This is a genomic window from Novosphingobium resinovorum (assembly GCF_001742225.1).
In the GTDB taxonomy this organism is placed as follows: domain Bacteria; phylum Pseudomonadota; class Alphaproteobacteria; order Sphingomonadales; family Sphingomonadaceae; genus Novosphingobium; species Novosphingobium resinovorum_A.
This window is the reverse complement of the sequence record NZ_CP017075.1, coordinates 3,498,988-3,524,878: the sequence shown is the minus strand read 5'-3', so window position 1 is coordinate 3,524,878 and position 25,891 is coordinate 3,498,988. Positions and strand designations below refer to the sequence as shown.

The 25,891-nt window shown below is 66.8% G+C and carries 26 protein-coding genes and 1 other annotated feature; of the genes, 9 read left to right on the top strand and 17 right to left on the bottom strand.

What is annotated here, in order from left to right; all coding sequences use genetic code 11:
* Positions 1-24: 24 nt before the first annotated feature.
* The gene (locus tag BES08_RS16445) at positions 25-2,199 is read left to right on the top strand and encodes a TonB-dependent siderophore receptor (protein ID WP_069708950.1); all 2,175 of its coding nucleotides are present in this window, start codon (positions 25-27) and stop codon (positions 2,197-2,199) included.
* 149 nt (positions 2,200-2,348) lie between these two features.
* Here the strand turns inward: BES08_RS16445 and BES08_RS16440 are convergent, their stop codons facing one another.
* From BES08_RS16440 to BES08_RS16430, 3 genes are all read right to left on the bottom strand, one after another.
* Complete coding sequence (locus BES08_RS16440) at positions 2,349-3,386, bottom strand: DUF7064 domain-containing protein (RefSeq protein WP_069708949.1); 1,038 nt, start codon at positions 3,384-3,386, stop codon at positions 2,349-2,351.
* A 197-nt stretch (positions 3,387-3,583) separates the two neighbouring features.
* On the bottom strand, positions 3,584-4,414 hold the full coding sequence (gene map, locus BES08_RS16435; RefSeq protein ID WP_008831600.1) for a type I methionyl aminopeptidase: 831 nt from the start codon (positions 4,412-4,414) through the stop codon (positions 3,584-3,586).
* Positions 4,415-4,451: 37 nt separating this feature from the next.
* Positions 4,452-5,264, bottom strand: a complete 813-nt coding sequence (locus BES08_RS16430; RefSeq protein ID WP_008831601.1) for a DUF4163 domain-containing protein — start codon at positions 5,262-5,264, stop codon at positions 4,452-4,454.
* 64 nt (positions 5,265-5,328) lie between these two features.
* On the opposite strand from BES08_RS16430, the gene BES08_RS16425 reads away from it, so the two are divergent.
* From BES08_RS16425 to BES08_RS16410, 4 genes are all read left to right on the top strand, one after another.
* Positions 5,329-6,711, top strand: coding sequence for a leucyl aminopeptidase family protein (locus BES08_RS16425; protein ID WP_069708948.1), 1,383 nt, complete (start codon positions 5,329-5,331; stop codon positions 6,709-6,711).
* Positions 6,712-6,813: 102 nt separating this feature from the next.
* Positions 6,814-7,119, top strand: coding sequence for an SH3 domain-containing protein (locus BES08_RS16420; RefSeq protein WP_036525990.1), 306 nt, complete (start codon positions 6,814-6,816; stop codon positions 7,117-7,119).
* Positions 7,116-8,039: an N-acetyl-gamma-glutamyl-phosphate reductase gene (argC, locus tag BES08_RS16415; protein ID WP_069708947.1), complete on the top strand. Its 924-nt coding sequence runs from the start codon at positions 7,116-7,118 to the stop codon at positions 8,037-8,039. Before BES08_RS16420 ends, argC begins: the two co-directional genes overlap by 4 nt.
* Before the next feature lie 81 nt (positions 8,040-8,120).
* Positions 8,121-8,176 (top strand) — a sequence feature (sul1 is cis-regulatory element that is thought to sense ions involved in sulfur or methionine metabolism; They are found in Alphaproteobacteria).
* A gap of 74 nt (positions 8,177-8,250) precedes the next feature.
* Positions 8,251-9,753, top strand: coding sequence for a SulP family inorganic anion transporter (locus BES08_RS16410; protein WP_069708946.1), 1,503 nt, complete (start codon positions 8,251-8,253; stop codon positions 9,751-9,753).
* A 136-nt stretch (positions 9,754-9,889) separates the two neighbouring features.
* On the opposite strand, the gene BES08_RS16405 is transcribed toward BES08_RS16410, so the two are convergent.
* The 6 genes from BES08_RS16405 to BES08_RS16380 all read right to left on the bottom strand — a co-directional run bounded on the left by BES08_RS16405 (position 9,890) and on the right by BES08_RS16380 (position 15,863).
* Positions 9,890-10,276, bottom strand: a complete 387-nt coding sequence (locus tag BES08_RS16405) for a DUF1801 domain-containing protein (RefSeq protein WP_069708945.1) — start codon at positions 10,274-10,276, stop codon at positions 9,890-9,892.
* The gene (locus tag BES08_RS16400) at positions 10,273-10,905 is read right to left on the bottom strand and encodes a lysozyme (RefSeq protein ID WP_069708944.1); all 633 of its coding nucleotides are present in this window, start codon (positions 10,903-10,905) and stop codon (positions 10,273-10,275) included. The genes BES08_RS16405 and BES08_RS16400 overlap by 4 nt, the downstream gene beginning before the upstream one ends.
* A 285-nt stretch (positions 10,906-11,190) precedes the next feature.
* Positions 11,191-12,600, bottom strand: a complete 1,410-nt coding sequence (gene glnA / locus BES08_RS16395) for a type I glutamate--ammonia ligase (protein WP_008832115.1) — start codon at positions 12,598-12,600, stop codon at positions 11,191-11,193.
* Positions 12,601-12,706: 106 nt separating this feature from the next.
* A complete protein-coding gene (locus BES08_RS16390; protein ID WP_008832116.1) occupies positions 12,707-13,045 on the bottom strand; it encodes a P-II family nitrogen regulator in 339 nt (112 codons plus the stop codon).
* Between the two features lie 490 nt (positions 13,046-13,535).
* Positions 13,536-14,369, bottom strand: coding sequence for an arginyltransferase (locus tag BES08_RS16385; protein ID WP_069708943.1), 834 nt, complete (start codon positions 14,367-14,369; stop codon positions 13,536-13,538).
* A gap of 237 nt (positions 14,370-14,606) precedes the next feature.
* Complete coding sequence (locus tag BES08_RS16380) at positions 14,607-15,863, bottom strand: threonine ammonia-lyase (protein WP_008832118.1); 1,257 nt, start codon at positions 15,861-15,863, stop codon at positions 14,607-14,609.
* A 218-nt stretch (positions 15,864-16,081) separates the two neighbouring features.
* Here BES08_RS16380 and BES08_RS16375 point away from each other — a divergent pair, with 218 nt between their 5' ends.
* Complete coding sequence (locus BES08_RS16375) at positions 16,082-17,017, top strand: NAD(P)-dependent oxidoreductase (RefSeq protein ID WP_069708942.1); 936 nt, start codon at positions 16,082-16,084, stop codon at positions 17,015-17,017.
* Positions 17,014-18,705, top strand: a complete 1,692-nt coding sequence (locus BES08_RS16370; RefSeq protein WP_069708941.1) for an amidohydrolase — start codon at positions 17,014-17,016, stop codon at positions 18,703-18,705. The genes BES08_RS16375 and BES08_RS16370 overlap by 4 nt, the downstream gene beginning before the upstream one ends.
* A 3-nt stretch (positions 18,706-18,708) precedes the next feature.
* On the opposite strand, the gene BES08_RS16365 is transcribed toward BES08_RS16370, so the two are convergent.
* The 8 genes from BES08_RS16365 to nagZ all read right to left on the bottom strand — a co-directional run bounded on the left by BES08_RS16365 (position 18,709) and on the right by nagZ (position 23,451).
* Entirely contained in the window at positions 18,709-19,023 is a 315-nt protein-coding gene (locus BES08_RS16365; protein ID WP_069709310.1) for a type II toxin-antitoxin system RelE/ParE family toxin, read from the bottom strand.
* Positions 19,024-19,036: 13 nt separating this feature from the next.
* Complete coding sequence (locus tag BES08_RS16360) at positions 19,037-19,282, bottom strand: ribbon-helix-helix domain-containing protein (RefSeq protein ID WP_069709309.1); 246 nt, start codon at positions 19,280-19,282, stop codon at positions 19,037-19,039.
* Between the two features lie 88 nt (positions 19,283-19,370).
* Positions 19,371-20,201, bottom strand: a complete 831-nt coding sequence (gene tatC / locus BES08_RS16355) for a twin-arginine translocase subunit TatC (RefSeq protein WP_069708940.1) — start codon at positions 20,199-20,201, stop codon at positions 19,371-19,373.
* Between the two features lie 22 nt (positions 20,202-20,223).
* On the bottom strand, positions 20,224-20,637 hold the full coding sequence (gene tatB / locus BES08_RS16350; protein ID WP_008829338.1) for a Sec-independent protein translocase protein TatB: 414 nt from the start codon (positions 20,635-20,637) through the stop codon (positions 20,224-20,226).
* Between the two features lie 20 nt (positions 20,638-20,657).
* Positions 20,658-20,900 carry a twin-arginine translocase TatA/TatE family subunit gene (locus BES08_RS16345; RefSeq protein WP_008829337.1) on the bottom strand — a complete coding sequence of 81 codons (243 nt, stop codon included), beginning with the start codon at positions 20,898-20,900 and terminating at the stop codon, positions 20,658-20,660.
* Between the two features lie 109 nt (positions 20,901-21,009).
* Positions 21,010-21,639: an SMC-Scp complex subunit ScpB gene (gene scpB / locus BES08_RS16340; RefSeq protein WP_069708939.1), complete on the bottom strand. Its 630-nt coding sequence runs from the start codon at positions 21,637-21,639 to the stop codon at positions 21,010-21,012.
* Positions 21,636-22,439 carry a segregation and condensation protein A gene (locus BES08_RS16335; protein WP_069708938.1) on the bottom strand — a complete coding sequence of 268 codons (804 nt, stop codon included), beginning with the start codon at positions 22,437-22,439 and terminating at the stop codon, positions 21,636-21,638. The genes scpB and BES08_RS16335 overlap by 4 nt, the downstream gene beginning before the upstream one ends.
* Position 22,440: 1 nt before the next feature.
* Positions 22,441-23,451: a beta-N-acetylhexosaminidase gene (gene nagZ / locus BES08_RS16330; RefSeq protein WP_008829334.1), complete on the bottom strand. Its 1,011-nt coding sequence runs from the start codon at positions 23,449-23,451 to the stop codon at positions 22,441-22,443.
* Positions 23,452-23,645: 194 nt separating this feature from the next.
* Between nagZ and BES08_RS16325 the strand changes: the two genes are divergently transcribed.
* Together BES08_RS16325 and BES08_RS16320 are read left to right on the top strand one after the other, a co-directional pair.
* Positions 23,646-24,047, top strand: a complete 402-nt coding sequence (locus BES08_RS16325; protein WP_069708937.1) for a metallopeptidase family protein — start codon at positions 23,646-23,648, stop codon at positions 24,045-24,047.
* A 68-nt stretch (positions 24,048-24,115) separates the two neighbouring features.
* Complete coding sequence (locus tag BES08_RS16320; RefSeq protein WP_036525973.1) at positions 24,116-25,876, top strand: bifunctional metallophosphatase/5'-nucleotidase; 1,761 nt, start codon at positions 24,116-24,118, stop codon at positions 25,874-25,876.
* The last annotated feature ends 15 nt before the right edge of the window (positions 25,877-25,891 follow it).

Genomic DNA, 25,891 nt, shown 5'->3' with positions numbered 1-25,891 from the left:
ATCCGCAAGCAGGGGGATTACCAAATGAAGTTCAAGTTCGCTCTCATGTTGGGGTGTGCAGGCGTCCTGGTCGCCGCTCCCGCCGTGGCCCAGACCGCAGGTGAGGAAACCGATGGCGACCAGATCGTCGTCACCGGCAAGTACACAATCCAGAACAAGATCGACACCGCCACCGGCCTCGGCCTGTCGGTTCAGGAAACGCCGCAGTCGGTCTCGATCGTGACCGCGCAGCGCATCCTCGACCAGAACCTGATCAGCGTTAAGGATGTGATCGTGAACGGCGTGGGCGTCGCCGTCAGCGAAGTCGACGACGTGCGCAACTCGTTCTTCGCGCGTGGCTTCGAGATCCGCAACACCCAGGTCGATGGCGTCCCTGCCGCATGGACCCTCGCCGGCGGCAACGGCGAGACGAGCATCGACGTCTCGATCTACGAGCGCGTCGAGATCGTGCGCGGCGCCACCGGCCTGCTCTCCGGCGCGGGCGACCCGTCGGCCTCGGTCAACCTCGTGCGCAAGCATGCCGACGCCACCGAGCTGACCGGCTATGCCAACGCCAGCATCGGCAGCTGGAACACCTGGCGCCTTTCCGCCGACGTCGGCGGCGCGCTGACCTCGGACGGCCGCGTGCGTGCCCGCGTCGTCGGCCGCTACGAGGAAGGCGAGTATTTCATGGATATCCAGGACCGCAAGAAGTGGGTCCTGTACGGCGTGGTCGAGGCCGACCTCACCGACTCCACGCTGGTCCGCGCGGGCATCAGCCACCAGGACACCAAGCCCAAGGGCGCCAGCTGGGGCTCGCTGCCCACGTTCTACACGGACGGAACCACCACCGACCTGCCGCGCTCGCAGACCACGGCGGCGAACTGGACCTACTGGAACAGCACCAACCAGAACATCTACGCCACCGTGCGCCAGGGCTTCGGTGACAACTGGAACCTGACGGTCAACTACAACCGCCTGAAGAACACCGGCGATACCCAGCTGCTCTACATGTACGGCGGCGTCGACAAGGCAACCGGCACGATCGAGTCGAGCAACCCGTACAAGTCCAAGGGCCTCAGCGTCCAGAACAGCTTCGACGCGCAGTTGAAGGGTGAATTCAACCTGTTCGGCCGCGATCACGAGATCGTCCTGGGCGCGCTGCACAGCGTCCTGAAGCGCCACACCGACAACTATGTCGCGCCTTACACGGAGAACAATCCGGCCTGGGGCACCGGGCTGAATTCGTGGGCCACCAACACGCCGCTCATCGGCCAGAAGGGCCTGCCCTTCCCCGAGCCCGTCTGGGGCACCACCGCCGTGCGCAACGAACAGGAGCGCATCGAGCAGACCGGCTACTACGGCGCACTGCGCATGAACATCGCCGATCCGCTCAAGGTGATCGTCGGCGGCCGTATCTCCAGCTGGAGCCAGAAGGGCTTCGCCTGGAGCGGCACCAGCGACTACGGCGATGACAACGTGTTCATCCCCTACGTCGGCGCGCTCTTCGACGTGGCGTCGAACCACCGCATCTACGCCAGCTACACCAAGATCTTCCAGCCGCAGAACTTGCGCGATCGCGACCTGAATCTGCTCGCCCCGCTCAACGGCAATGCCTACGAGATCGGCCTGAAGAGCAACTTCTTCGGCAACGCGCTGCAGACCTCGATCGCGCTGTTCCGCATCGAGCAGGACAACGTGGGCATCACCGACGGCGCGCCGATTCCGGTCGAAGGCAGCACCCCGATCCAACCGTACCGCGCCGCGCAGGGGGTCACCAGCAAGGGCTTCGAGATCGAGGCCACCGGCGAGCCGATGCCGGGCTGGAACCTCAACGCCAGCTACAGCCAGTTCAAGGCCGAGGATGCGAACGGCGTGATCGCCAACTCCGACCAGCCGCGCAAGCTGCTGAAGATCTTCACCACCTATGATCTTTCCGGCCTGCTGGACGGCCTGACCGTGGGCGGCGGCGTGAACTACCGGAGCAAGGCCTACACCGACGGGCTCAACCCCTACACCGGCGCGGCCTTCCGCTTCCAGCAGGGCGGGTACACGCTGGTCAGCCTGATGACGCGCTACAACGTCAGCGAGGCACTGCAGATTCAGGGCAACCTGGAGAACCTGTTCGACAAGAAGTATTACAGCCAGATCGGTTCGTTCAGCCAGTACCGCTACGGCGCGCCGCGCAACTTCACGATCAGCGCGAACTACAAGTTCTGATCGGGGCCTATTTCTGATCGGGAGCAGGCGCCCACCCCGCTGCGATTAGGCAGCAAGCTGCCAAGTCTCGCGGCCCTCCCGCAAGCGGGAGGGCTATGCTTCTCCCCTCCCGCTTGCGGGAGGGGAGGGACGGAGGTGCGCCTTCCCCACTACAACTCCATTACGCTGGGCTTGCTCGACCGTTCGATCATGCCCGTCGCGCGCTTACCATCCCACGTATAAACCGCGTGCGCCTGCTGGACGATCGGCCAGTCTTTGGGCCAGTCCGGCGGCAGCACATGCCCGCCGCGAGAGCGGGTATTGGCGAAAGTCCGCCCCGCAATCTTCACCCGGCGCCCGTCCACCGTCTCCAGCACGCAGGACACGTCCTCGCCGCCGGTCACCAGCCGCCGCAGCCAGGGGATCACCACCGGCCGCGCGCCGGTGCGCACCCCGTCCTCGATGATCCAGCCTTCCGAGTAGCTCGGCGGCTCACCCTCGCGCACAGGGTAGGAATTGAACCCGAACGCGCGGCCGTCCGGGAACACGGCGGACTGCCAGCAATGCCCCCAGAATCCCGCGAAGGCGCGGAAACCCGTTCGGCGGATGCGCAGGCCATTGCCGCGAAACGCGCGCTCCTCGCCATCAATGACGAGGGTGCCGCTGCAGCGGAACAGCTGCTCGTAGCGCGGGCTCATGTAGTCGCCCTGCTTGCCGCCGAGCGCCTCGGCTGCTTCGGGCAGGATCGTGCCCGGCTCCCAAGGGATCGCGGCCATCTCCATGTCGACGGTGAAGGCGACCTTGCTCCACGCGGTTTCGGCGAAATCGGGGTTGTCGAGGATTTCCTGCGCGCTGGTCCGCGCCACCGGCCCATCGAAGGCAGCCGTCCAGCGGCGAAACGGCTCCGCGCATTCGAAGCGTACCGGGCCAGTCCCGCGCACCGAGGGCCTGCCTTGAGCGTCGTAGGGGGAATGCGGCTCGCCCGCGCCGCGCCGCGACCACAGGCGCCCGTCGGCGAAGGCGATGTCGAGCCACAGTTCGTGCCGGTCCCACTGCGCGCCGACCGCCTCGACGCCCACGCGCATGGCGAAGAGGCCGTTCTCCTCTTCGATCCACACGTTGACCGCATCGCGGATGCCGTCGTCGGGCTTTTCGGCCACGACGAATTCGCGCTCGACCGGGATACCGCCCGACAGGTCAGCCACCATCACTCTCCCTCCTCGTTTCGAGGGAGACTGTCACGCCATACGCGCCGGGTCATCCACGAGGCCCGCGCCGGGGCGATACCTCGTCATCCCGGACTTGATCCGGGACCGCAGGCAAATCTTGAGGCGATAGCTCGCAGGGACGCGCAGCAAGGTAAGCCGTTCATGGCCAGCGGTCCCGGATCAAGTCCGGGACGACGTCAGGCGTAAGGCGGCTTGTGCAGGCCCTTGGGGCTGGTGGTGAAGATCTCGCAACCGTCCTCGGTGATGCCGATCGAGTGCTCGAACTGCGCCGAGAGCGACTTGTCGCGGGTCACCGCCGTCCAGCCGTCGTTCAGCAGCTTTACCGGCGGCTTTCCGAGGTTGATCATCGGCTCGATGGTCATGAACATGCCCGGCTTGAGCAGCGGGCCGGTGCCGGGGCGACCGGCATGGACCACTTCGGGCGCGTCATGGAACAGGCGGCCGAGGCCATGGCCGCAGAACTCGCGCACGACGCCGTAGCGGTTCGCCTCGGCATAAGCCTGGATGGCGGCGCCGATGTCACCCACACGGTTGCCGGGCTTCGCCTGCTCGATGCCGATCATCAGGCACTCGTACGTCACGTCGACCAGACGGCGCGCCTTCAGCGGCACGTCGCCGACCAGGTACATACGGCTGGTGTCGCCGTGCCAGCCGTCCAGCAGCGGGGTGACGTCGATGTTGACGATGTCGCCGTCCTTGAGCGTCTTTTCCGACGGGATGCCATGGCAGACGACGTGGTTGATCGAGATGCAGCACGAATGCGCATAGCCCCGATAGCCCAGCGTCGCCGGGACCGCCCCGCCCGCGAGGGTCAGTTCGCGCACCTTGTCGTCGATCTCGGCGGTGGAAACGCCCGGCTGCACCATCGGCGCGATTTCGTCGAGGATCTTCGCGGCGAGCGCGCCGGCGCGGCGCATGCCCTCGAAGCCGTCGGGGCCATGCAGCTTGATGGTGCCGTCGCGCAGCAGCGCTTCTTGGCCGGGCTCTACGATCTGGTATTCGGTCATCCGCCCCAGATAGCGCATCCGGGGTGAAATTGCGAGATCAGGGTTTCACCGAGAAGGCCGAGCGATACTGCGGCTTGAGCGCGGCCATCACCTTGCCCGTCACCGGCACCGTCACTTCATAGCTACCTTCCGCGTAAGGCCCCGCCTCGTAAGGCGCAACGAGCACGCCGATGCGATCGAAGGTCTTGCGGTTTGTCGAACCCAGGATCAGCGTCTGCGCGGTCGGGTCGATGCATTCGGTGAACATCTGCCCGCTGTCGCGCTGGACCGGCTCGCCCCGCTTGCCCGCGCGGGCCTTGTCGAGCCCGTCGCAGAACGGCGTGCGCAAGGCATCACGCAGCGCGTCCTGGCTGGTGAACAGGTCCATCGGCTTGCGCGCCGTGTCGGCGCCGCGATCCCACAGCAGGGTATCGAACCCGCTCATCCCGTGCGCGCCGCCGCTGTACTGGTACATCTCCGAGGACAGCGACAGCCATCCCGGCAGGTCGGTCACGACCTTCCAGTCCACCTGCATCGAATGCGCGTGATAGGGGAAGCCGTCCTTGGTCATCTCCGCCTTGTCGCTGCGTGCGGAGGAGACCAGTTCGCCCTTGGTATCGTCCAGCTTCCTGTCGAGCATCGCCCGCAGGCCGGGTAGCGCCGCCGCCGCGTCGGGATAGGAATAGCCGAACTCGTAAAGGTCGTTCTCCTCCTTTTCCGAGCGCCCCTTCACGGCGGGCGCTTCCGAGGGCGCTTCGGTGGAGGCCATCGGCAGTGCCTCTTCGCTGGCCACCGCCGTGGCGCTCGGCTGAGGATCGCTGTCGCCCGATCCACTGCACGCAGCGGCGGCAAAGGCCAGAACAACAACCATACCGGAGTATCGCATCAAAATTCCTCTCGCACTCAGGCTCGGGTGGAGGCTAGAGAATCAGGCCATGAGCGACAAGAACGCATTGATCCAGCCCGATCGCGGCCAGCAGGCCGTCTCCATCCATCTCGTCGACAAGGACGGACTGGAGAAATTCACGAAAGGCCTCACCGTTCCCCAGCGCGCCGTGCTGGAGGCCGCTCGCTTCGACGCAAGTGCCGGGGAATACGTCATTCTCCCCGAGGGCGACGGCTGGAGCGTGGCCGCAGGCGTGGCCGACGCCGGAACGCTCGGCGGCTGGTGCATGGCGAAACTCGCCGAGAAACTGCCCGCCGGGACCTACCGCCGTGCTGGCGGCGAGCCGGGCGCGGCGATCTTCGGCTGGATTCTCGGCCAGTACAGCTTCGACCGCTACAAGGCCGACGCCGAGGACCACGGCCCGCGCCTGCTCCTGACCGGCGAACCCGCGCAGATCGCCGCTCTCACTGCCGAGGCCGAGGCGGTCATGCTGGTGCGCGACCTCGTCAACACTCCGGCCGAAGACATGGGGCCTGCCCAGCTGGAGGCCGAGGCCGAAGCGCTGCACAAGGCCTTCCGCGCCGAGATCCGCGTCACGCGCGGCGAGGTGCTGGAGCGCGACTTCCCGATGGTCCACGCGGTCGGCCGCGCCGCGGGCCGCAGCCACGCGCCGCGCATGATCGAACTGGAATGGGGCGACCCGAAGAACCCGCGCATCGCCGTGGTGGGCAAAGGTGTCTGCTTCGATTCGGGCGGCCTCGACGTGAAGCCCTCCGCGGGCATGCTGCTGATGAAGAAGGACATGGGCGGCGCGGCCCACGCCCTCGCCCTCGCCCGCCTGATCATGAGCGCCAACCTCCCGGTGCGCCTGCACGTGCTGGTCCCGGCGGTGGAGAACGCCATTTCCGGCAACAGCTTCCGGCCCGGCGACGTCCTGCGCAGCCGTGCCGGGATCACCGTCGAGATCGGCAACACCGACGCCGAAGGCCGCCTGATCCTGGGCGATGCGCTCACCCGCGCGGGTGAGGCGGGCCCTGAATTCATCATCGACTTCGCCACTCTGACAGGAGCAGCCCGCGTCGCGGTCGGCCCCGACCTCCCCGCCCTCTTCACCCGCGAGGATGCGACGGCCGACGCCCTGCTCGCGGCGGGCAAGACGGTGGACGACCCGTGCTGGCGCCTCCCCCTGCACGAAGGCTACCGCGAGTACCTCAAGTCCGACGTCGCCGACATCAACAACGCCGGGTCCAGCGGCTTCGCGGGCGCGAGCACGGCGGCGCTGTTCCTCGACCGCTTCGTCCCCAAGGGCGTGGAATGGGCGCACTTCGACACCTTCGCCTGGCGCCCCACCGCGAAGGCGGGCCGTCCGAAGGGCGGCGAAGCGCTCGGCCTTCGCGCGGCATGGCACATGCTGAAAGCGCGCTATGCTTGAAAGAATCCCGTGTCTCGGGTAGGCGCGCCCATCTTTGACTTTGGAGACGCACCCGCGTTGGCATCTGTGGATTCGTATACTCGCCCTGACCAGACGGACGGCATGCTCGCCATGACCGGACCGAGCGTGAGCGCGGATCCCGGCTGCCTGCCCGTGCGCGGCGACCTTGCCCACATCAAGCTGGCGGGCCGCTACTTCGTGCCGCACTATGCCGTGCCGATGCCGCGCGCGCTCAAGTCCGGCGCGATCCTGCGCGTCTTCGGCCGCGACGATGCGGAAGTCATCGCCGACCTGCCTGCGGGGGAAACCTTCAACGTGCTGGATATCGCGGGCAAGTGGTCCTGGGGCCAGCTCGGCGAGGACGGCGCGGTCGGCTACGTGGCTCTCTCGGATCTGGAAGCGGCATGACCACCAGCGTCTTCATCGACGGTGCGGCGGGCACCACCGGCCTCGAAATCGCCGACCGGCTCGCCGGGCGCAGCGAGTTCTCGCTGATCACGCTCAGCGATGATCGCCGCAAGGACGACGCCGCGCGGGCCGAGGCGCTGAACGACGCCGACGTCGTGATCCTCTGCCTGCCCGACGATGCCGCCAAGGCCGCCGTCAGCATGATCGCCAACCCGCGTACCCGCGTGATCGACGCCTCCTCCGCCCACCGCGTCGCGGCGGGCTGGACTTACGGTTTTCCCGAGATCGTCGGCCATGACACGGTCGCGCAGGCCCGTTTCGTCAGCAATCCCGGCTGCTACCCCACCGGCTTCATCGCCCTCGTCGCCCCGCTGGTGCGCGCCGGGCTGCTGCCTGCCGACTGGCCCTACGTGTGTCACGCCGTCTCGGGCTATTCGGGCGGCGGCAAGGCGCTGATCGCGCGCTTCGAGGACGACACCGACATCGCCTTCCGCGCCTACGGCCTCGCGCTCGGCCACAAGCACGTGCCCGAGATGAAGGCGCAGACGGGCATCGGCCACGATCCGATCTTCGCCCCCGCCGTGGTGCCCGCCCATCGCGGCATGCTCGTCGAAGTGCCGCTGCACCTCTCGATGATGCCGCAAGCCGGATCGCCCGACGCCCTGCGCGCCGCTCTGGCCGAGTTCTACGCCGGCAGCAAAGTCGTGAAGGTGGAGACCGACCAGCCCGACGAACTGCTGCTGCGCGCCTCGATGGAGCCTGTCGATACCCTTACCCTGCGCGTTCTGGGTGCCAAGGACGGCACGCAGGCACGCCTCGTCGCGATCCTCGACAACCTCGGCAAGGGCGCGAGCGGGGCTGCGGTGCAGAACCTCAACATCATAGCCGGTCTCGACGAGACGGCGGGCCTGCGCCTTTGATGGCCCCTGCCCTCCCCGACATGGGGAGGGCACTCAAGCCTTGCAAACTGATGGCCCGCTGCTCTAACAGAGCAGCAATCGCAAGGACCCGGTGCAATTCCGGGTGGCTATTCCGGCCGCCGATCCGCCGGACAACATCACACATGACCTGAAACCTCAGCGCCCATTTGGCGCCCGTGGTCCTGCCATCGTGCCTTGTTGTGGAATTTCCATGTCAGACAAACTCGCCCGCTACGCCCGGCAGTGGTTCTCCGGTGCCGCGACCGCGCGCCGCGACGTCCTCGCCGGCATCGTCGTCGCCCTCGCGCTGATCCCCGAGGCGATCGGCTTTTCGATCATCGCCGGGGTGGACCCGCGCGTCGGGCTCTATGCCTCGGTCGCCATCGCGATCGTCATCGCCCTCGTCGGCGGACGCTCGGCGATGATCTCGGCGGCGACGGCTTCCGTTGCCGTTCTGGTCGGCCCGCTGGTGCGCGACCACGGCGTCGAATACCTCTTCGCCGCGACCATCCTGATGGGTGTCTTCCAGGCCATCGCCGGACTGCTGCGGCTCGACCTCGTGATGCAGTTCGTCTCGCGCTCGGTCATCACCGGGTTCGTCAACGCGCTGGCCATCCTGATCTTCATGGCGCAGTTGCCGCAACTGACCAACGTGGGCTGGCAGACCTATGTCATGGTCGCGGGCGGTCTCGCGATCATCTACCTGTTCCCGCGCGTCACCAGGGCCGTGCCTTCGCCGCTGGTGGCGATCCTGGTGCTGACGGCGATCTCGATCGGCATCGGCCTGCCGGTCAATACCGTGGCCGACATGGGCAAGCTGCCCGAGGGCCTGCCCAGCTTCGCCCTGCCCCATGTGCCGCTGACTTTCGAGACGCTGCGGATAATCGCCCCCTACGCGCTGACGATGGCGGCGGTGGGCCTGCTCGAATCGCTGCTGACCGCGCAGATCGTCGACGACATGACCCAGACCGACAGCGACAAGCGCGCGGAGTGCGTCGGCCAGGGCGGCGCCAACGTGGTGGCGGCCCTCTTCGGCGGCATGGGCGGCTGCGCGATGATCGGCCAGTCGGTGATCAACGTGACCTCGGGCGGGCGCGGGAGGCTCTCCACGTTCGTCGCGGGCGCGTTCCTGCTGTTCCTGCTGGCGGTGCTGGGGCCGTGGGTCGGCCGGGTGCCGATGCCCGCGCTGGTCGCGGTCATGGTCATGGTTTCGATCGGCACCTTCAGCTGGGCCTCGATCGCGAACCTCAGGCGCCATCCGCCGACCTCGTCGGTGGTGATGCTGGTGACCGTCGGCGTCGTCGTGGCGACGCGCGACCTTTCGCTCGGCGTGCTGGCGGGGGTGCTGCTGTCCGGCGTATTCTTCGCAGGCAAAGTCCAGCGCATGTTCGCGGTGGAGCGCGGCGAAGAGAACGGCATCGCCACCTACCGCGTCTCGGGCCAGATCTTCTTCGCCTCGGTGGACCGCTTCATCCGCGCCTTCCAGGACGAGGCGCAGGAAGAGGCGGCGGCCGGGCACATCGTGATCGACGTCTCGGCCGCGCACTTCTGGGACATCTCGGGCGTGGGCGCGCTGGACAAGGTGGTCGAGCGGCTGCAGCGCGACGGCCGCAGCGTCGAGGTGGTCGGCTACAACCGGGCGAGCGCGGACATCGTCGACCGCTTCGCCCTCCACGACAGGACCGGCGTGGAGACGGGCGCGGTGCCGGGCTGAACCTTACCGCTTGTCCCGAGGGGGCTTCGACAAGCTCCAGCCTGACCGGGTTTGAGAGGTTTACCCATTCCCCGCTCACCCTGAGCTTGTCGAAGGGTCGGGCACAGCCGGTCGAAGTCCCCTCGCGGGGACGCTGTCACCGCTTCTTCTCAGCCCCGTTCAACGCGGCGGCGTCGCGCAGCAACGCCGAAAGCGCCGCCTCGTCGATCGCGTCGCCTTCATGAATGTCGATGGCGCGGCGCACGTTGCCCTCGAGGCTGGCGTTGAACAGGCCCGCCGGGTCGGGCACCGAGGCGCCCTTGGCGAACGTCAGCTTGACCGCCGCCTTGTAGGTCTCCCCGGTGCAGACGATGCCGCCGCCCGCATACCACGTGGGCACGCCGCGCCATTTCCATTCCTCGACCACCTCGGGCAGCGCGGCGTGGACGACGGCCCGCACTCTTGCCAGCGCCTCCCCGCGCCAGTCGCCGAGTTCGGCAATGCGTTCGTCGATCAACTGAGCGGGGGTTTTCGTGTCGGTCATGCTGTCCCGTAGAGTTTCGCTTCGTCCGCGCGCCGGTTCTTGAGGCCGGTCATCGGCTTGCCGTCGTTGTAGATCCACTTGCCGAACTGGGCCTGCGCCCCGGCGAAGTCACCCGCTTTGTGCAGCTTGCCCAGCGACGAACTTGTGATCTTGCCGGTGTTGTAATGGAACGAGACGAGCGCGTCGAACTGGTTCTGCGAGGTCGCGGCAGAGCCGATGAAGGCGGCCACTTCCTTCACGTAATCGACCATGTCGACGTCGAAACGCGCATCGCACTGCGCCTGCGTCCAGACGACGCCCTTTTTCACGTCGGAGCCCGTAGAGCCCCAGCCGATCGTCCAGGGCTTGCCGTCGACGCTGCCGGGGTCGGGATAGGCCGCGAAGGTGCCGTCCGCGAGGCGCTTCGCGCAGCCTTCCCACTTCTTGATGAGCTTGGCCCCGGCGGCGCCCAGCACGCGCCCGGTCGCCGCAGCGGGGCTTGCGGGGGCTGCGACCGGCTCGGGGGCGAGGCTTGCGGTCAACGCGCCGGTAGAAAGGTCGATGGCCTTGTCCAGCGCGTTGACTTCGGCCTGTGTGAACGAACGGTCCAGCATCTTGCGGACGGCATCAAAGATCGGCTTGCGATTCATGTACGTGCCCTTTCGCTACAGACGGCGCACGCAGTATCGCGTGCAGAACAACTACACTTCGCGCGCCCGAATAGGTGTGAATACGGCGGAAACGCCGCCAGATACGGTCCCGTCTCTTGCGGGGTACGCATGAGGTACATCCACGTCGGTGCTGTAGGAAAGCGGATTCTTGAGGAGGAGCGGCGCTATCCGGAATTGTCATTAGCCCCGGAACGCGAAAGGGGCGCCCGGATTGCTCCGGACGCCCCCTCTCGGCGAACTGGTCGCCAGCGCTGATCGGATGGATCAGGCGCTGTAGTACATGTCGAACTCGACGGCCGACGGCGTGGTTTCCCAGCGCAGCACTTCCGGCCACTTGAGTTCGAGGTAGGCTTCGATCTGGTCCTCGGTGAACACGCCGCCTTCGAGAAGGAAGGCGTGGTCGGCCTGGAGGGCGTCCAGAGCTTCGCGCAGCGAACCGCAGACGGTCGGCACTTCGGCGAGTTCGGCCGGCGGCAGATCGTACAGGTTCTTGTCCATGGCTTCGCCCGGGTGGATCTTGTTCTTGATGCCGTCGAGGCCGGCCATCAGGAGCGAAGCGTAGCACAGGTAGGGGTTGGCCATCGCGTCGGGGAAGCGGAATTCCACGCGCTTCGCCTTGGTGCCCGCACCGTAGGGGATGCGGCACGAGGCCGAGCGGTTGCGCGCCGAGTAGGCGAGCAGAACCGGTGCTTCGTAACCCGGGACCAGGCGCTTGTAGCTGTTGGTGGTCGGGTTGGTGAAGGCGTTCAGGGCCTTGGCGTGCTTGATGACGCCGCCGATGAAGTACAGGCAGGTCTCCGACAGGCCGGCGTAGCCGTTGCCGGCGAAGGTGTTCTCACCCTCGTTCCAGATCGAGATATGCGTGTGCATGCCCGATCCGTTGTCCTTCATGATCGGCTTGGGCATGAACGTTGCGGTCTTGCCGTAAGCCTGTGCGACCATGTGCACGACGTACTTGTAGATCTGCATGCGGTCGGCGGTGGTGACCAGCTTGCCGAAGGTCAGGCCGAGTTCGTGCTGGGCAGCCGCCACTTCGTGGTGGTGCTTGTCGCAGGGCAGGCCCATTTCGAGCATGGTGGTGACCATCTCGGCGCGGATGTCCACGGCCGAGTCGACCGGAGCGACCGGGAAGTAGCCACCCTTGGCACGTGGGCGGTGGCCCAGGTTGCCGGTGTCGTATTCCTTGTTGGTGTTGCCCGGCAGTTCGATGTCGTCGATCTTGAAGCCGTTGCCGTCGTAGCCGTCGTAGAACTTCACGTCGTCGAACATGAAGAACTCGGCCTCGGGGCCGACGAACACGGTGTCGCCGAAGCCGGCCGACTTGACGAACGATTCCGCACGCTTCGCGGTCGAGCGCGGGTCGCGGGCGTAGAGTTCACCGGTCGAGGGCTCGACGATGTCGCAGAACAGGATCAGCATCGGGGTGGCCGAGAACGGATCGGTGTAGACCGCGTCGAGGTCGGGCTTGAGGATCATGTCCGACTCGTTGATGGCCTTCCAGCCCTCGATCGACGAACCGTCGAACATCAGGCCGTCTTCCAGCTCATCCTCGCCGAGGACGGTCGAAACCATGGTCAGGTGCTGCCACTTGCCCTTGGGGTCCGTGAAGCGAAGATCGACCCACTCGATCTCCTCGTCCTTGATCTTCTTGAGGACGTCCTTTGCACTAGCCATTTTCTTGGTTCTCCAGCGTTACTCTTCCGATCCCGAAAGAGGATAGGGTTGGTCTTGTTGCGGGAATGCGACGGCCCCCACCGTCGCAGCCCGATTTCTGCGATCCTTAGAGCGCGTCGTCGTCGCGCTCGCCGGTGCGGATGCGCACGGCGGTCTCGACGGGGACGACGAAGATCTTGCCGTCGCCGATGCGGCCGGTCTGCGCGGCGTCGGCGATCGCCTCCACCACGCGCTCGGCCAGAGCGTCGGGCACGACGACCTCGAGCTTAACCTTGGGGAGGAAATCCACGACGTATTCGGCGCCGCGGTAAAGTTCGGTGTGGCCCTTCTGGCGCCCGAAGCCCTTGGCTTCGGTGACGGTGATGCCCGAGACGCCGACTTCGTGCAGCGCTTCCTTCACTTCGTCGAGCTTGAACGGCTTGATGATGGCTTCGATTTTCTTCACGCCTGCCTGGACCCCTGCACTTGCACCCGGACTGTATCTTGAGGGAACCGGTCCGGGAACCAGAAGCCTCGCGCGCGATTCCCATCAAGAATCGTGCCAATGCGGTGGCGCTACTGATAGGCCGAGTGTGCGCCTGCGAAAAGACCGCATTTGGGTGATTTACCCGGTCAGTAAACAATCTGTCGCATATGATGCGCCGGATTTGGGAAATGTTGTGTTCAATATTCAGGCAAGTGGTGCCTGAAAATTGTGCATCAGCACAAACGTAACAGTGCCGTTGGCCCGCCCGGAAGAGCGACGCACTTTGACATGAAACCCAGCCTGTCATTGCGAGCGAAGCGAAGCAACCCAGGGCAGCACTACGCCGCCCTGGGTTGCTTCGCTTCGCTCGCAATGACGAAGTGAGTTCAGTCAGGTTTGTCCGACCACGACGCCATCAGGTTTCCAAAACGGGGATGACCGGCGATTGCCCGCCACATAACCTCCGCCCTCATCCCTTGGTGACGGAGGGCATCCCGTCCTTGGGGCCGGTGGCGGCATCGTCGCGGCGGGGGCTGGCGACGGCGGCGGCGATCAGACGGTCGTGTTCGGCGGTGCCGATGCGTTCCCACCCGGCGCGGCCGAGCTTTTCCATCGGGCGATAGCGCACCTTGTACTGCATCCTCGCCGAACCCTCGACCCAGTAGCCGAGGTAGACGAAACCGAGCCCCATCTCCTGCGAACGGCGGATGTGGTCGAGGATGATGTAGTTGCCCAGCCCCTGCCGCGCGCTTTCGGGATCGTAGAACGAGTAGATCATCGACAGCCCGTCGCACTGGCGGTCGGTCAGGCAGGCGCCGACGAGGCGACCGGGCACGACGCCGTCCATCGACGGCTCGCGGTATTCGATGACATAGCTGGTGACCGGCGTGTGCTCCACCATGTCGGCGAAGTCGACTTCGTCCATCGTCGTCATGCCGCCTTCGGGGTGACGCGCGGCGAGATAGCGCTGGAGCAGTTCGAACTGCTCGCTGGTGGACCAGGGGCGGCAGACGGTGGCGACGAGATCCGAATGCGCCTCAAGCGTGCGCTTCTGCGTGCGCGAGGCGCGGAATTCGGACGCCACGACCCGCACGGAGACGCAGGCGTTGCAGTCGATGCAGGAGGGGCGATAGGCGACGGTCTGGCTGCGGCGGAAGCCGATGCGGCCCAGTGCATCGTTCAGCGAATCGGCGTGCGGTCCCTTGAGTTCGGTGAATACCTTCCGCTCGCTACGGCCCGGCAGGTACGGGCACGGAGCCGGGCTCGTCACGAAGAAGCGGGGAAATCGAACGGGAGCCGTCACCTAACTGGATCTTCCTCTAGCGTTGCGGCCGGCCTTATGTCCGTCTGCTTTCCCAAATATGCATAGCGCTGCAGCGCCTTGCGAGTCTTTTAACCACAAAAACCGACCGGTCTGCGGTGAAATCGCGCCGGACTGGCGGTATCGCCCCATCGCCGTACCAATTCGGGGCGATGGGGCGATGTAATCGTTACCTCGAACGATATACCTCCATATCGCCCGAAGCCAGCCTCTTTCGAATCAATCTGTCTCGACCAGCTTCACTTCGTAGCCTTCGCGGCGCAGCCCGGCGATCAGCGCCTGCAGCTGCTCCTTGTCGCGCGCCTCGCACTCGATCTCGGTGACGAGACCCTTGGCGGGCAAGTGCGTGAAGATGCGCTGGTGGAAGACTTCGATGATGTTGACGTTGTGCTCGTGGAAGATCTTGGCGACCTTGAACAGCGCGCCCGCGCGGTCCTGCAGCCCGATCTTGAGACGGGCGAGGCGGCCCGAGCGGGCGAGGTCGCGCAGCAGCACGTTCGCCAGCAGGCGGGTGTCGATGTTTCCGCCCGACAGCACGAGGCCGACCTTGCGGCCGACGAACAGCTCGCGGTTGTTGATCACGGCGGCAAGGCCCACGGCGCCCGCGCCTTCCACCAGCGTCTTCTCGATCTGCAGCAGCAGCGCCAGCGCGCTCTCGATCTGCGATTCGCCGACCAGCAGGAATTCGTCGAGCAGCGAGCGCAGCACCTTGGAGGTCATCAGGCCCGGCGCGATCACCGCGATGCCCTCGGCCAGCGTGTCGCCGCCGATCGGCAGGCTGGTGCCCTTGAGCAGGTTGTACATCGAGGGGTAGAGTTGTGCCTCGACGCCGATCAGGCGGATGCCCGGATTGATGTCCCGCGCCACGGTGCCCATGCCGGTGGACAGGCCGCCGCCGCCGACCGGCAGCACCAGCGTGTCGAGTTCCGGCACGTCCTCCAGCATTTCCAGCGCCACGGTGCCCTGCCCGGCCGCGACATTGGGCTCATCGAACGGGTGGACGAAGGTGAGGCCCAGCTGCCCCTCCAGCTTGCGCGCGTGGGCATAGGCCTCGTCGAAGCTCTCGCCCTCCAGCACGACCTTGCCACCCACGCTCTCGGTCTGCATGACCTTCACCGTCGGCGTGGTCTTGGGCATGACGATGGTGACGGGCACGCCAAGGCGCGTGCCGTGGTAGCTCAGGCCCTGCGCGTGGTTGCCGGCCGAGGCGGCGATGACGCCGCGCGCCTTCTGCTCCTCGGTCAGCAGCAGCAGCGCGTTGAGCGCGCCGCGCTCCTTGTAGGCGGCGGTGAACTGCAGGTTCTCGAACTTGAGCCAGATTTCGGCGCCGGTGATCGCGCTCAGCGTGGAACTGTAGAGCGTCGGCGTGCGCACGACCTTGCCCGAAATTCGCTCCGCCGCCGCGCGTACGTCGGCTGCGGTCAGCGGGGCGTCTTCGAGGCCCGCGGGAGCGATGTTGAGCAAAGTCTGGTCCATAGACCCGCGCGCCTACCGGAAACGGCGCACAATTGAAAGGACGTCGTCCCGGACTTGATCCGGGACCGCTGGCCGTGAACAGCCCACCCATCGGCGGGGTGGCTTGCCGAATGGCCCATTCCTAAAGATAGCCATCGGTCCCGGATCAAGTCCGGGACGACACGAGTTTCGCTACCTTCGCCGGTTTGCTTTTGGCCAAAAGGCGCTAAGAACGGGCCATGACCGAAGAGACCGCCTCCGAAGCCCCCGCCGCCCCGGCCGTACCCCCGCGCAAGGTCTCGATGATCGGCCTCGGCACCATGGGCGGCGCGATCGCGCGCCACATCGCGCAGGCCGGGCACGAGCTGACGATCTACAATCGCACGCCCGAACGCGCACGCAAGTGGCGCGACGCCAACCCCGGCCTCGCCCACCGCATCGCCGCCAACCCGGCCCACGCGGCGCAGGACGCTGACGTGGTCATCACCTGCGTCGGCAACGACGACGACCTTGCCGACGTCGTGCTCGGCCCCAACGGGGTGTTCCGCATGCTCAAGCGCGGCGGCACTTTCATCGACCACACCACCGTCTCGGCGCGCATCGCCCGCCAGATCTCGGTCGAGGCGCGCGACCTCAAGATCCACTGCGTCGACGCGCCGATGACCGGGTCGCAGATCGGCGCGGAGAACGGCACCCTCACCCTGATGTGCGGCGGGCGCGACGATGCGCTCGAAGCCGCACGGCCGATCATGGAGAGCTACTCCAGCCGCATCGTCCACGTCGGCAAGGCGGGTTCGGGCCAGATCGCCAAGATGGCCAATCAGATCTGCATCGCCGGCAACGTCGCGGCTTTGGCAGAGGCGGTGCGCTTCGCGCAGGCCTCGCACCTCGACATGGACAAGGTCTACGAGGCGATTTCGGGCGGCGCCGCGCAGTCGTGGCAGATGGACAACCGCTGGAAGACCATGGACGCGGGCGAATTCGACTTCGGCCTTGCGATCGACTGGATGCGCAAGGATCTGGGCCTCAGCCTCGAGGAAGGCCGGGGCCTGGGCGTCTCGCTGCCGGTGGCGGCGCTGGTCGATCAGTTCTTCTCCGACGTGCAGGCCACGGGCGGCGGGCGGCTCGATACGAGCGCCATCATCAAGCGGCTCCCCCAGAAGGGTAAATCGTGAAGTTTCGGATTGCGGCAGCGGCCACGCTGCTTTCGGGTACGGTGCTGGCATCTCCCGCCGTCGCCGACGTGCTGGTGGACAACGTCGAGGGCGTCACCCCTGACGGCAAGGGCGGCGTGGAGCGCTTCGAGGGCTTCCTGATCGACCCGCAGGGCAAGATCGCGCAAGTCTTCCACAAGGGCGACAAGCGGCCCAAGAAGGTGGACTACAAGGTCGATGGCAAGGGCCGCATCGTCGTGCCCGGCATGATCGACGCGCACGGGCACGTCATGGCGACCGGCTTCGCGAGGATGACGCTGGACCTGTCGATGGCGAAGTCGCTCGACGAGGCCCTTTCGCGCATCGCTGCGTGGACCGCCGCGCATCCCGAAGCGCCGTGGATCCTCGGCGGCGGCTGGAACCAGGCGAGCTGGGGGCTGGACCGCATGCCGACCGCCGCCGAACTCGACAAGGTGACCGGCGGCAAACCCGCCTGGCTCACCCGCATCGACGGCCACGCCGGCTGGGCCAACTCCGCCGCGCTGGCCGCAGCGGGCGTGACCGCGTCCACCGCCGATCCGGCAGGCGGCGAAGTGCTGCGCGTCGCAGGCTCCAAGGCCCCGGCGGGCGTGCTGATCGACGCCGCCACCGCGCTCGTCGAGAAGAAGCGCCCCAAGCCCCGCCCCGAAGATGCCGACACCGCCTTCGGCGAGGCGCAGTTGCAGTTCCTGGCGGCGGGCGTCACCACCGTGGCGGACATGGGCACCTCGATCGAGGACTGGCAGACCTTCCGCCGCGCCTCCGACAAGCACCAGCTGCGCATGCGCGTGGTCGCCTACGCGGGCGGGATCGAGGCGATGACACTGATCGGCGGCCCCGGCCCGACGCCGTGGATCGACGACGACCGGCTCAAGATGAACGGCGTGAAGCTCTACCTCGATGGCGCGCTGGGTTCGCGCGGGGCGTGGCTCAAGGCGCCTTACGCCGACGATGCTGCCACCAAGGGCCTGCCGCAGATGAGCCAGACCCAGCTCGGCAATCTGATGAGCCGCGCGGCGATGGACGGCTTCCAGGTCGCGGTCCACGCCATCGGCGACGAAGCCAACGCCACGGTGCTCGATTCGATCGAGGAACTGTCGCAGACCTACAAGGGCGACCGCCGCTGGCGCATCGAGCATGCGCAAGTGGTCGATCCCGCCGACATCCCGCGCTTCGGCCGCAATGGCGTGATCGCCAGCATGCAGCCGCAGCACGAGGCCTCGGACCGCGTGATGGCCGAGGCGCGTCTCGGCCCGCAGCGGCTGGCGGGGGCCTATGCGTGGAAGTCGATCGCGGCGACCGGTGCGAAGCTGGCCTTCGGCTCCGACACGCCCGTAGAGCCCGCGCATCCCTTCGAGGGCCTCGCGGTGGCGATCAGCCGCACCGGTGCCGACGGCCAGCCCACCGGCGGCTGGCAGCCGCAGGAAGTGCTGACCCGCGAGGCGGCGCTGGGCGCCTACACCACGGGCGCCGCATACTCGCTGTTCGCCGAGGACCGCCTCGGCCGCATCGCGCCGGGCCTGCGCGCGGACTTCCTGTTCGTGGACGAAGACCCGATGACCGCCGAACCGCAGGCGCTGCGCGGCACGCATGTGCTGGAAACGTGGATCGGCGGGCGGCTGGCGTGGTCGGCCGCGCAGGACGGCGGCAAGGCAGGGGTTCGGCGGTAACCTTCAGGCTCCGCTGTCTTCCCGAAAGCGGTCCATCAGGTGCATCCGTTCGTGCAGGATGGTGACGATGCCCACCGTATCGTCACCAAGCAGCCTCCAGTAGACGTAGTGGTGCTCGTGACGGCAGTAGTAACCGTCCACGCCGAATTCGACCGGAATGGCGCGCCATGGCTGGTCGCACCGCGCGATCCGCTCGAAGCAGGCGAACAGGCCGCGAATGTAGGCTTCCGCCTGCGCCTCGCCCCATGTGTCGCGTGTATATACGAAGATTTCGTCGAGCCGCCGGCCGGCGATCGCAGAGACCGTGAAGCCGGCCATTTCAGCCGCCATCTCAACTGGGGCGATTGCGTGCGATCACCGCTTCCGCATCCAGCGGAGCATAACTCGATTCGGGCGCGGCGAACGCCCGGTGCAGTTCGGCTTCGAGCCGCTGAAACTGCTCCGCTTCGAGCCGCGTCTTGTCCCGCCGGATCAGGTCGCGGACATATTCGCTGACGTTTTCGTAGGAGCCATGCTCGCCCACGTTGGCGGCCACGAATTCGCCCAGCGCGCCGCCGATCCGGACGTTTAGGGTCATGGGCTTGTTCATCACGCGCACCTTTCGCCCCAATATAGTGGAATATCGTGGACGCTGGCAAGCGAGCCCGGCGTCACTCCGCCGCCCATTACTCCGCCGCAGCGTGCCCGGCAGCCTTGGCCGCTTCCTCTACGGCTTTTTCCTCGCGCGCGCGGTCCTTGGCGTCGCGGCGTTCGGTGAACCACATCAGGATCAGCGTGCCTTCCCACAGCAGCAACAGCGGCACCGCCAGCAGAAGCTGCGAGACGACGTCGGGCGGGGTCGCCACGGCGGCGACGATGAAGATGCCGACGATCGCATAGCGCCGCGCGCCCACGCACTGCGCGCGCGTCACCATGCCGGCCCGATTGAGCAGCATCAGCAGCACCGGCAGCAGGAAGCTGATCCCGAACGCCAGGATGAACTGCATCACCAGCGCGAGGTAGTCCCCCGTGCCCGGCAAAGCCTCCAGCTTGAGGCCGCCCTTCTGGCCCTCGAACGTGAGGAAGAAGTGGAACGCGGTGGGCATCACCACGTAATAGGCCAGCGCCGCGCCCATCGTGAACAGCACCGGCGTCGCGATCAGGAACGGCAGGAACGCCTTCTTTTCCTTCGCGTAGAGGCCGGGGGCGACGAACTGCCAGATCTGGTTGGCGATCACCGGGAAGCTGACGAAGAACGCCGCGAACATCGCGATCTTCACCTCGACGAAGAAGGCTTCGTAAAGCTTGGTGTAGATCAGCTTGCCTTGTCCGGGCGGAAACGCCTCGGTCAGCGGGCGGACGAGGAACGCGAAGATGTCGCCCGCGAAGTAGAAGCACACCGCGAAGGCCAGCGCGAAGGCCATGAAGGCGCGCAGCAGACGGCCCCGAAGCTCGATCAGGTGATCGAGCAGCGGCGCCTGGGTGTCGTCGATATCGGAAATGCGGAAGGGCTGCATGGTTTCTGCCTCAAGCCACGGATCAGGGCGGCGGGGGAGGCAGGTGCAGCTCGGCCTGCCGGTTTTCGGTCTTCACCTCTGCGGATTTCTCGGGCGCGTCATCGGCAACGGGCGATACCGCAGGTTCAGGCTGCGAAAGGGCAGGTTCCGAAACGGCGGGCGCCTGCATGTCGTCGGCAGTAGGATTCATCGAGGGGAGCTGCGGGCTCGCCTTCATGATGGCCTCGTTCTGCTCGCGCCACTTGCGCTCCATTTCCTCCAGTTCGGCCTCGCGCACCATGGCGTCGATGCCGGACCGGAAATGGTTCGACATCTTGCGCATCTTGCCGATCCAGCGGCCAGCCGTGCGCAGCGCCATCGGCATGTCCTTGGGACCGATGACGACGACCGCCACGATGACGATCATCAACAGTTCGGATGCACCGACGTCGAACATCCCCGATCAGCCCCGAGCGCTCAGGCCTGTTCGTTCTTCACTTCGGTCGCGGTCGGCGCCGGATCGGCCTTCTGCGACGAGATCTGGGCGGCGGGAGCCGAGGCTTCCTGGGCCTTCTTGGCCTCTTCCTCGTTCATGCCGTCCTTGAAGCTCTTGATGCCCTTGCCGAAGTCACCCATGATTTCCGAAACGCGGCCGCGTCCGAACAGCACGAGCACGATCACGAGAACGATCAGCCAGTGCCAGATCGAGAAGCTACCCATAACCTCAACTCCAAAAGCGCGGTCGATTCCGACCGGTCATAGGGGGCATGTAGGCGCTTTGATGCCAAGTTGCCAGCCCGTCATGGTTATGTCCTTCACCGGTCGCACGTCAGTCATCTTCGGAATCCGCGTTGTCCGGTATGCGAGGATTCTTGCTGCCCAGCGCCGTCTCGATCATGTCCTCGTCAACCGGGTCGAGCAGGCCCGCCGCGCGCAATTCGTCGATGCCCGGCAGTTCCTTCAGCGAGCCCAGCCCGAAGTGGTCGAGGAACGCGGGCGTCGTCGCGTAGATCACCGGCCGCCCCGGCACCTCGCGGCGACCGGCGACGCGCACCCAGCCCGCCTCCATCAGCACGTCGAGCGTACCCTTGGCGGTCTGGACGCCGCGAATGGCCTCGATCTCGGCGCGGCTGACGGGCTCGTGGTAGGCGACGATCGCCAGCACCTCGGTGGCGGCGCGGCTGAGGCGGCGCACATCCTCCTTCTCGCGGCGGAGCAGGTGCGCGAGATCGGGCGCGGTCTCGAAATGCCAGCGCCCGCCGCGCTCGACGAGGTGGATGCCGCGTCGCTCATAATGGCGCTGCAGATCGGCGAGCGCAGGGCGGACCTCGCCGCCCTTCTCGCCGAAACCGAGGTGGAGCGCGACCTGATCCGCGGTAAGCGGTTCGGTGGAGGCGAAGAGGGTCGCCTCGACGGCGCGAAGGACATCGTCGGGGGCGCTTTGGACGTCTTGTGTCACGTTTGAGTGCCTTTGAGTGCCCTTAGGCGCAGGGGGCCATACGTCTCGTCCTGCGCCAGTTCGGCCTTGCCGGTACGGGCCAGTTCGAGCGCCGCGACGAAGCTCGAAGCCAGCGCGGAACGGCGCAATTGCGGGCTTTCCCAGCTGCCATGCGCTGCCGGAAGGAAGTCGCGCAGTTCCATCCAGTCGATCGCCACGCCGAGCATCGAGGCGACCCGGGCGATCGCGGTGTCGAGCGTCATCACCATCCGCTCGCGCACCATGTGCACCACCGGCTGCGAGCGGATTTTCACGTCACCGTAAGCTCTTACGAGGTCGAACCACTCGACCTGCCAGCGCGACTTGCGATCGACGCGCAGCCCCTCCGGCGCACCCCGTTCGAACACATCGCGCCCCAGCCGGTCGCGTCCCATCAGCCGCGCCGCAGCCTCGCGCATCGCACCCAGGCGCTGCAGGCGCATCTGCAGGCGCAGGGCCATTTCCTCGGGGCTCGGGTCCTCCTGCTCGTCGCGCGGGAGCAGCAGCGCGGACTTCAGGTAAGCCAGCCACGCCGCCATCACGAGGTAATCGGCCGCCAGTTCCAGCCGCAGCGCCTCGGCCTCCTCGATGTACGTCAGGTAGGCATCGACCAGTTCGAGGATCGAGATGCGCAGCAGATCGACCTTCTGCCGCCGCGCGAGGTCGAGCAGCAGGTCGAGCGGCCCTTCCCAGCCGTCTATCTCCAGATACAGCTTGTCGGCCTGAGCGCCCTGGCGGTCCTCGCCGTCCCAGTCGTCGAAGAGGCCGGGATTACTGGCCACGTCAGGCCGCCCGCAGCGCCAGCAGGGCGTCGCGCTTCGCCAGCAGTTCGGCGTGATCGGCCGCTGTCGCGGGGCCGGTTCCGGCCAGCGCATGGTCGAGACGGGCGGCGGTTTCCTCGGCCATGACCGGCAGGGCCTTGGCGATGCCGACCATGTCGTCCATCTTCGCCCAGCAGTTGAGCGCGATGTCGCAGCCGGCCGCGATCGCCTGCGCCGCCAGTTCCGGCACGCTGCCGGAAAGGGCCTGCATATCGAGATCGTCGGTCAGCAGCAGACCCGAAAAACCGATGGTCTTGCGGATGATCTCACCAATCACGAAAGGCGAGAGGGTGCCAGGGTTCTCGGCATCCCACGCGGTGTAGCGCACGTGCGCGGTCATGCCGATCGGCGTCTTGGACAGCGCGCGGAACGGGGCGAGATCGCGTTCCAGTTCCTCGGCCGAGGCAGTGACGGTGGGCAGTTCCTTGTGACTGTCCGCCATCGCGCGGCCGTGGCCGGGGATGTGCTTGATGCAGCCCGCGACGCCCGAGCGTGCGAAACCGTCGAGAATCGCGCGGCCCAGCGCCGCTACCCGCATCGGCTCTGCACCCAGCGCGCGGTCGCCGATGACGTCGTGGGCTCCGGGCTGACGCACGTCGAGCGAGGGGTGGCAGTCGACGCTGACGCCGACTTCGGCAAGGTCAAGGCCGAGCGCCTGCGCATTGACGCGCGCCGCCTCAATGGCGCTGGCGGGGGCGAGATCGTAGAGCCGGTCGAAGGCTTCGCCGGGCGGGTAGGCGCTCCAGGTCGGTGGCTTCATTCGCGCGACGCGGCCGCCTTCCTGGTCGATGCAGACGAACAGGTGCTCGCGCCCGTGGATGGAGCGCAGTTCGTCGGTCAGGGCGCGGACTTGCGCGCGGCTTTCGACGTTGCGGCCGAACAGGATGTAGCCCGCCGGATCGGCGTCGCGGAAGAAGGCGCGTTCGTCGTCGCCGAGGGTCAGGCCGGAGAGGCCGAAGATTGCCGGAACCATGCGTGTTTTGGTCGCAGAATGGCGGCGGTTTCGCAAGAATGGGGGACGATGCGGGTGTGGATGGTGTGATGCCCACCCCGTTCGGCCAGGCGGTAAACCGCCAAGCCTGCCGGCCCTCCCGCCTGCGGGAGGGCGATCCTGTGTTGCTCCCCTCCCGCTTGCGGGAGGGGCCGGGGGTGGGCATACCTCCACCCATGACCCGCACATTCGGCCCTCCCCCCTCCGCCGCCGAGTTCGAGCGCCTCGCCCACGCCGCCTTCGCGCGGATTCCTGCGCCCGTCGCGCAGCACCTCGACGGGATCACCGTCCACATCGAGGAATTCGCGGACGAGGAAACGCTGGGCGCCATGGGCATCGAGGATGCCTGGGAACTGACCGGACTCTATCACGGCCGGTCGATGGACACCGATTCGGTGTGGATCTCGGGCGAATTCCCGCCGCGCATCACGCTCTATCGCCAACCCCTTCTCGCCGAATGGTGCGAGACCGAGGTGGATCTGGAAGACCTCGTCGCGCATGTGGTGATCCACGAGGTAGGCCACCATTTCGGCCTGTCCGACGACGCCATGCATGCGCTGGAGGATCAGGTGCGCTGACAATTCGCACAGGCCGTCGGCGAAATTGTCCCTTGGCCCGTCATATTGCAGTGCGATAGAGCCGGGTCATGACTTCCCCCCGTCTACGCGCTCTGCCGCTCCTCGCTCTCGCTTTCACCGCTGCCTGCGCTGCACCGCAGGCAACCCGCCCGGGAGCGCCCGTCACGGCGGCCACCCCGGTGGAAGTGGGCATCATCGCCATCAACGACTTCCACGGCGCGCTGGAGCCGCCCAAGGCGTCGGTCGAGGCCCCCGGCCCTGATGGCAAGACGGTCAACGTGCCCGCAGGCGGCGGCGCGTGGCTGGCATCGGCGGTCGATTCGCTCAAGGCCGAACACCCGAACAACGTCGTCGTCGCGGCGGGCGACCTCACCAGCGCCTCGCAGCTGGCCTCCTCGCTCCACCTCGACGAGCCGGCGGTCGGCGTGATGAACCGCATCGGGCTGGAGTTCAACGCGGTCGGCAACCACGAGTTCGACCGCGGCTGGATGGAACTCCAGCGCCTCCAGAACGGCGGCTGCGAGAAGAACACGCGCCTGCAGCCCTGCCAGCTCGAGCAGTTCAAGGGCGCCAGCTACAAGTATCTCTCCGCCGCGACCTACAGGGACGACGGCACGACGCTGTTCCCCGCCACCGGCCTGAAGACCTTCGGTGAGGGCGCGAGCAAAGTGACCATCGGCTTCGTCGGCCTGTCGCTCAAGTCGATCCCCACGCTCGTCCAGCCCGACATGGTCAAGGGACTGACCTTCGGTGACGAGGCCGAGGCGATCAACAAGGCGATTCCCGTGCTCAAGGCCGAGGGCGCCGACGCCGTCGTCGTGCTGATCCACCAGGGCGGCAAGACCACTGCCAAGGACCCCAATTCGTGCGAGGGCTTCGCGGGCGACATCCAGCCGATCCTCGACAAGCTGAACCCCGGCGTCGATCTCGTCGTCTCGGGGCACACGCACTGGCAGTACGTGTGCCAGTACGGCCAGTCGGGCGACGGCTCCCCCATCCTGCTGACCAGCGCGGGCGTCTACGGCAAGCTGGTGACCGACATCACCCTCACCATCGACCCCGCCAGCCACAAGGTCATCGCCAAGAAGGCCCGCAACGTGATCGTCCAGTCGCCGGGCTACACCAGCGGCCGGGGCGACGTGCCGAATACCACCGCCTACCCGCAGTTCCAGCCGCGCGCGGACGTGGCCGATTATGTAGCGGGCTACGTGAAGGATGCAGCCGGGCTGATCCAGCGCCCGGTCGGCAAGATGTCAGGCCCGGCGGCGAAGGGTAGCAGCGAGAGCGCCAGCGGCGGCGACCTTGGCAACGTGGTTGCCGATTCGCAGCTCGCGGGCACCCAGGCTGCGGGCGCGCAGATCGCCTTCACCAACCCCTTCGGCATCCGCGCCCCGATCGACCCGGCGCCGGACGGCACCGTCACTTTCGGGCAAGTCTACGCGACGCAGCCCTTCAACAACGAGCTGGTGACGATGACGCTGACCGGCGCGCAGGTCCGCGCGGTGATCGAGGACGGGCTCGACGACGCGGGCGACAAGCAGGCGCTGGCGCCCTCGGCCGGGCTGAAGTTCTCGTACGACATGCGCCGTCCCTCGGGCAGCCGCGTGGTGTCGCTGACGCTGAACGGCAAGCCGCTCGCCCCTGCCGCGAAGTACCGCGTCACCGTGGTCAACTTCCTCGCCGAAGGCGGCGACGGCTTCGCGACCTTCAAGCAGGGCACCGAGATCACGCGCGGCATGATCGACAACGAGGCGTTCCAGCAGTGGCTCGCCGCCGTGCCGGTGCGTCAGGTGCCCAAGGAAGAGCGCACCGTTCGCCTCGACAAGTAATGCAAGCCCGGTCCC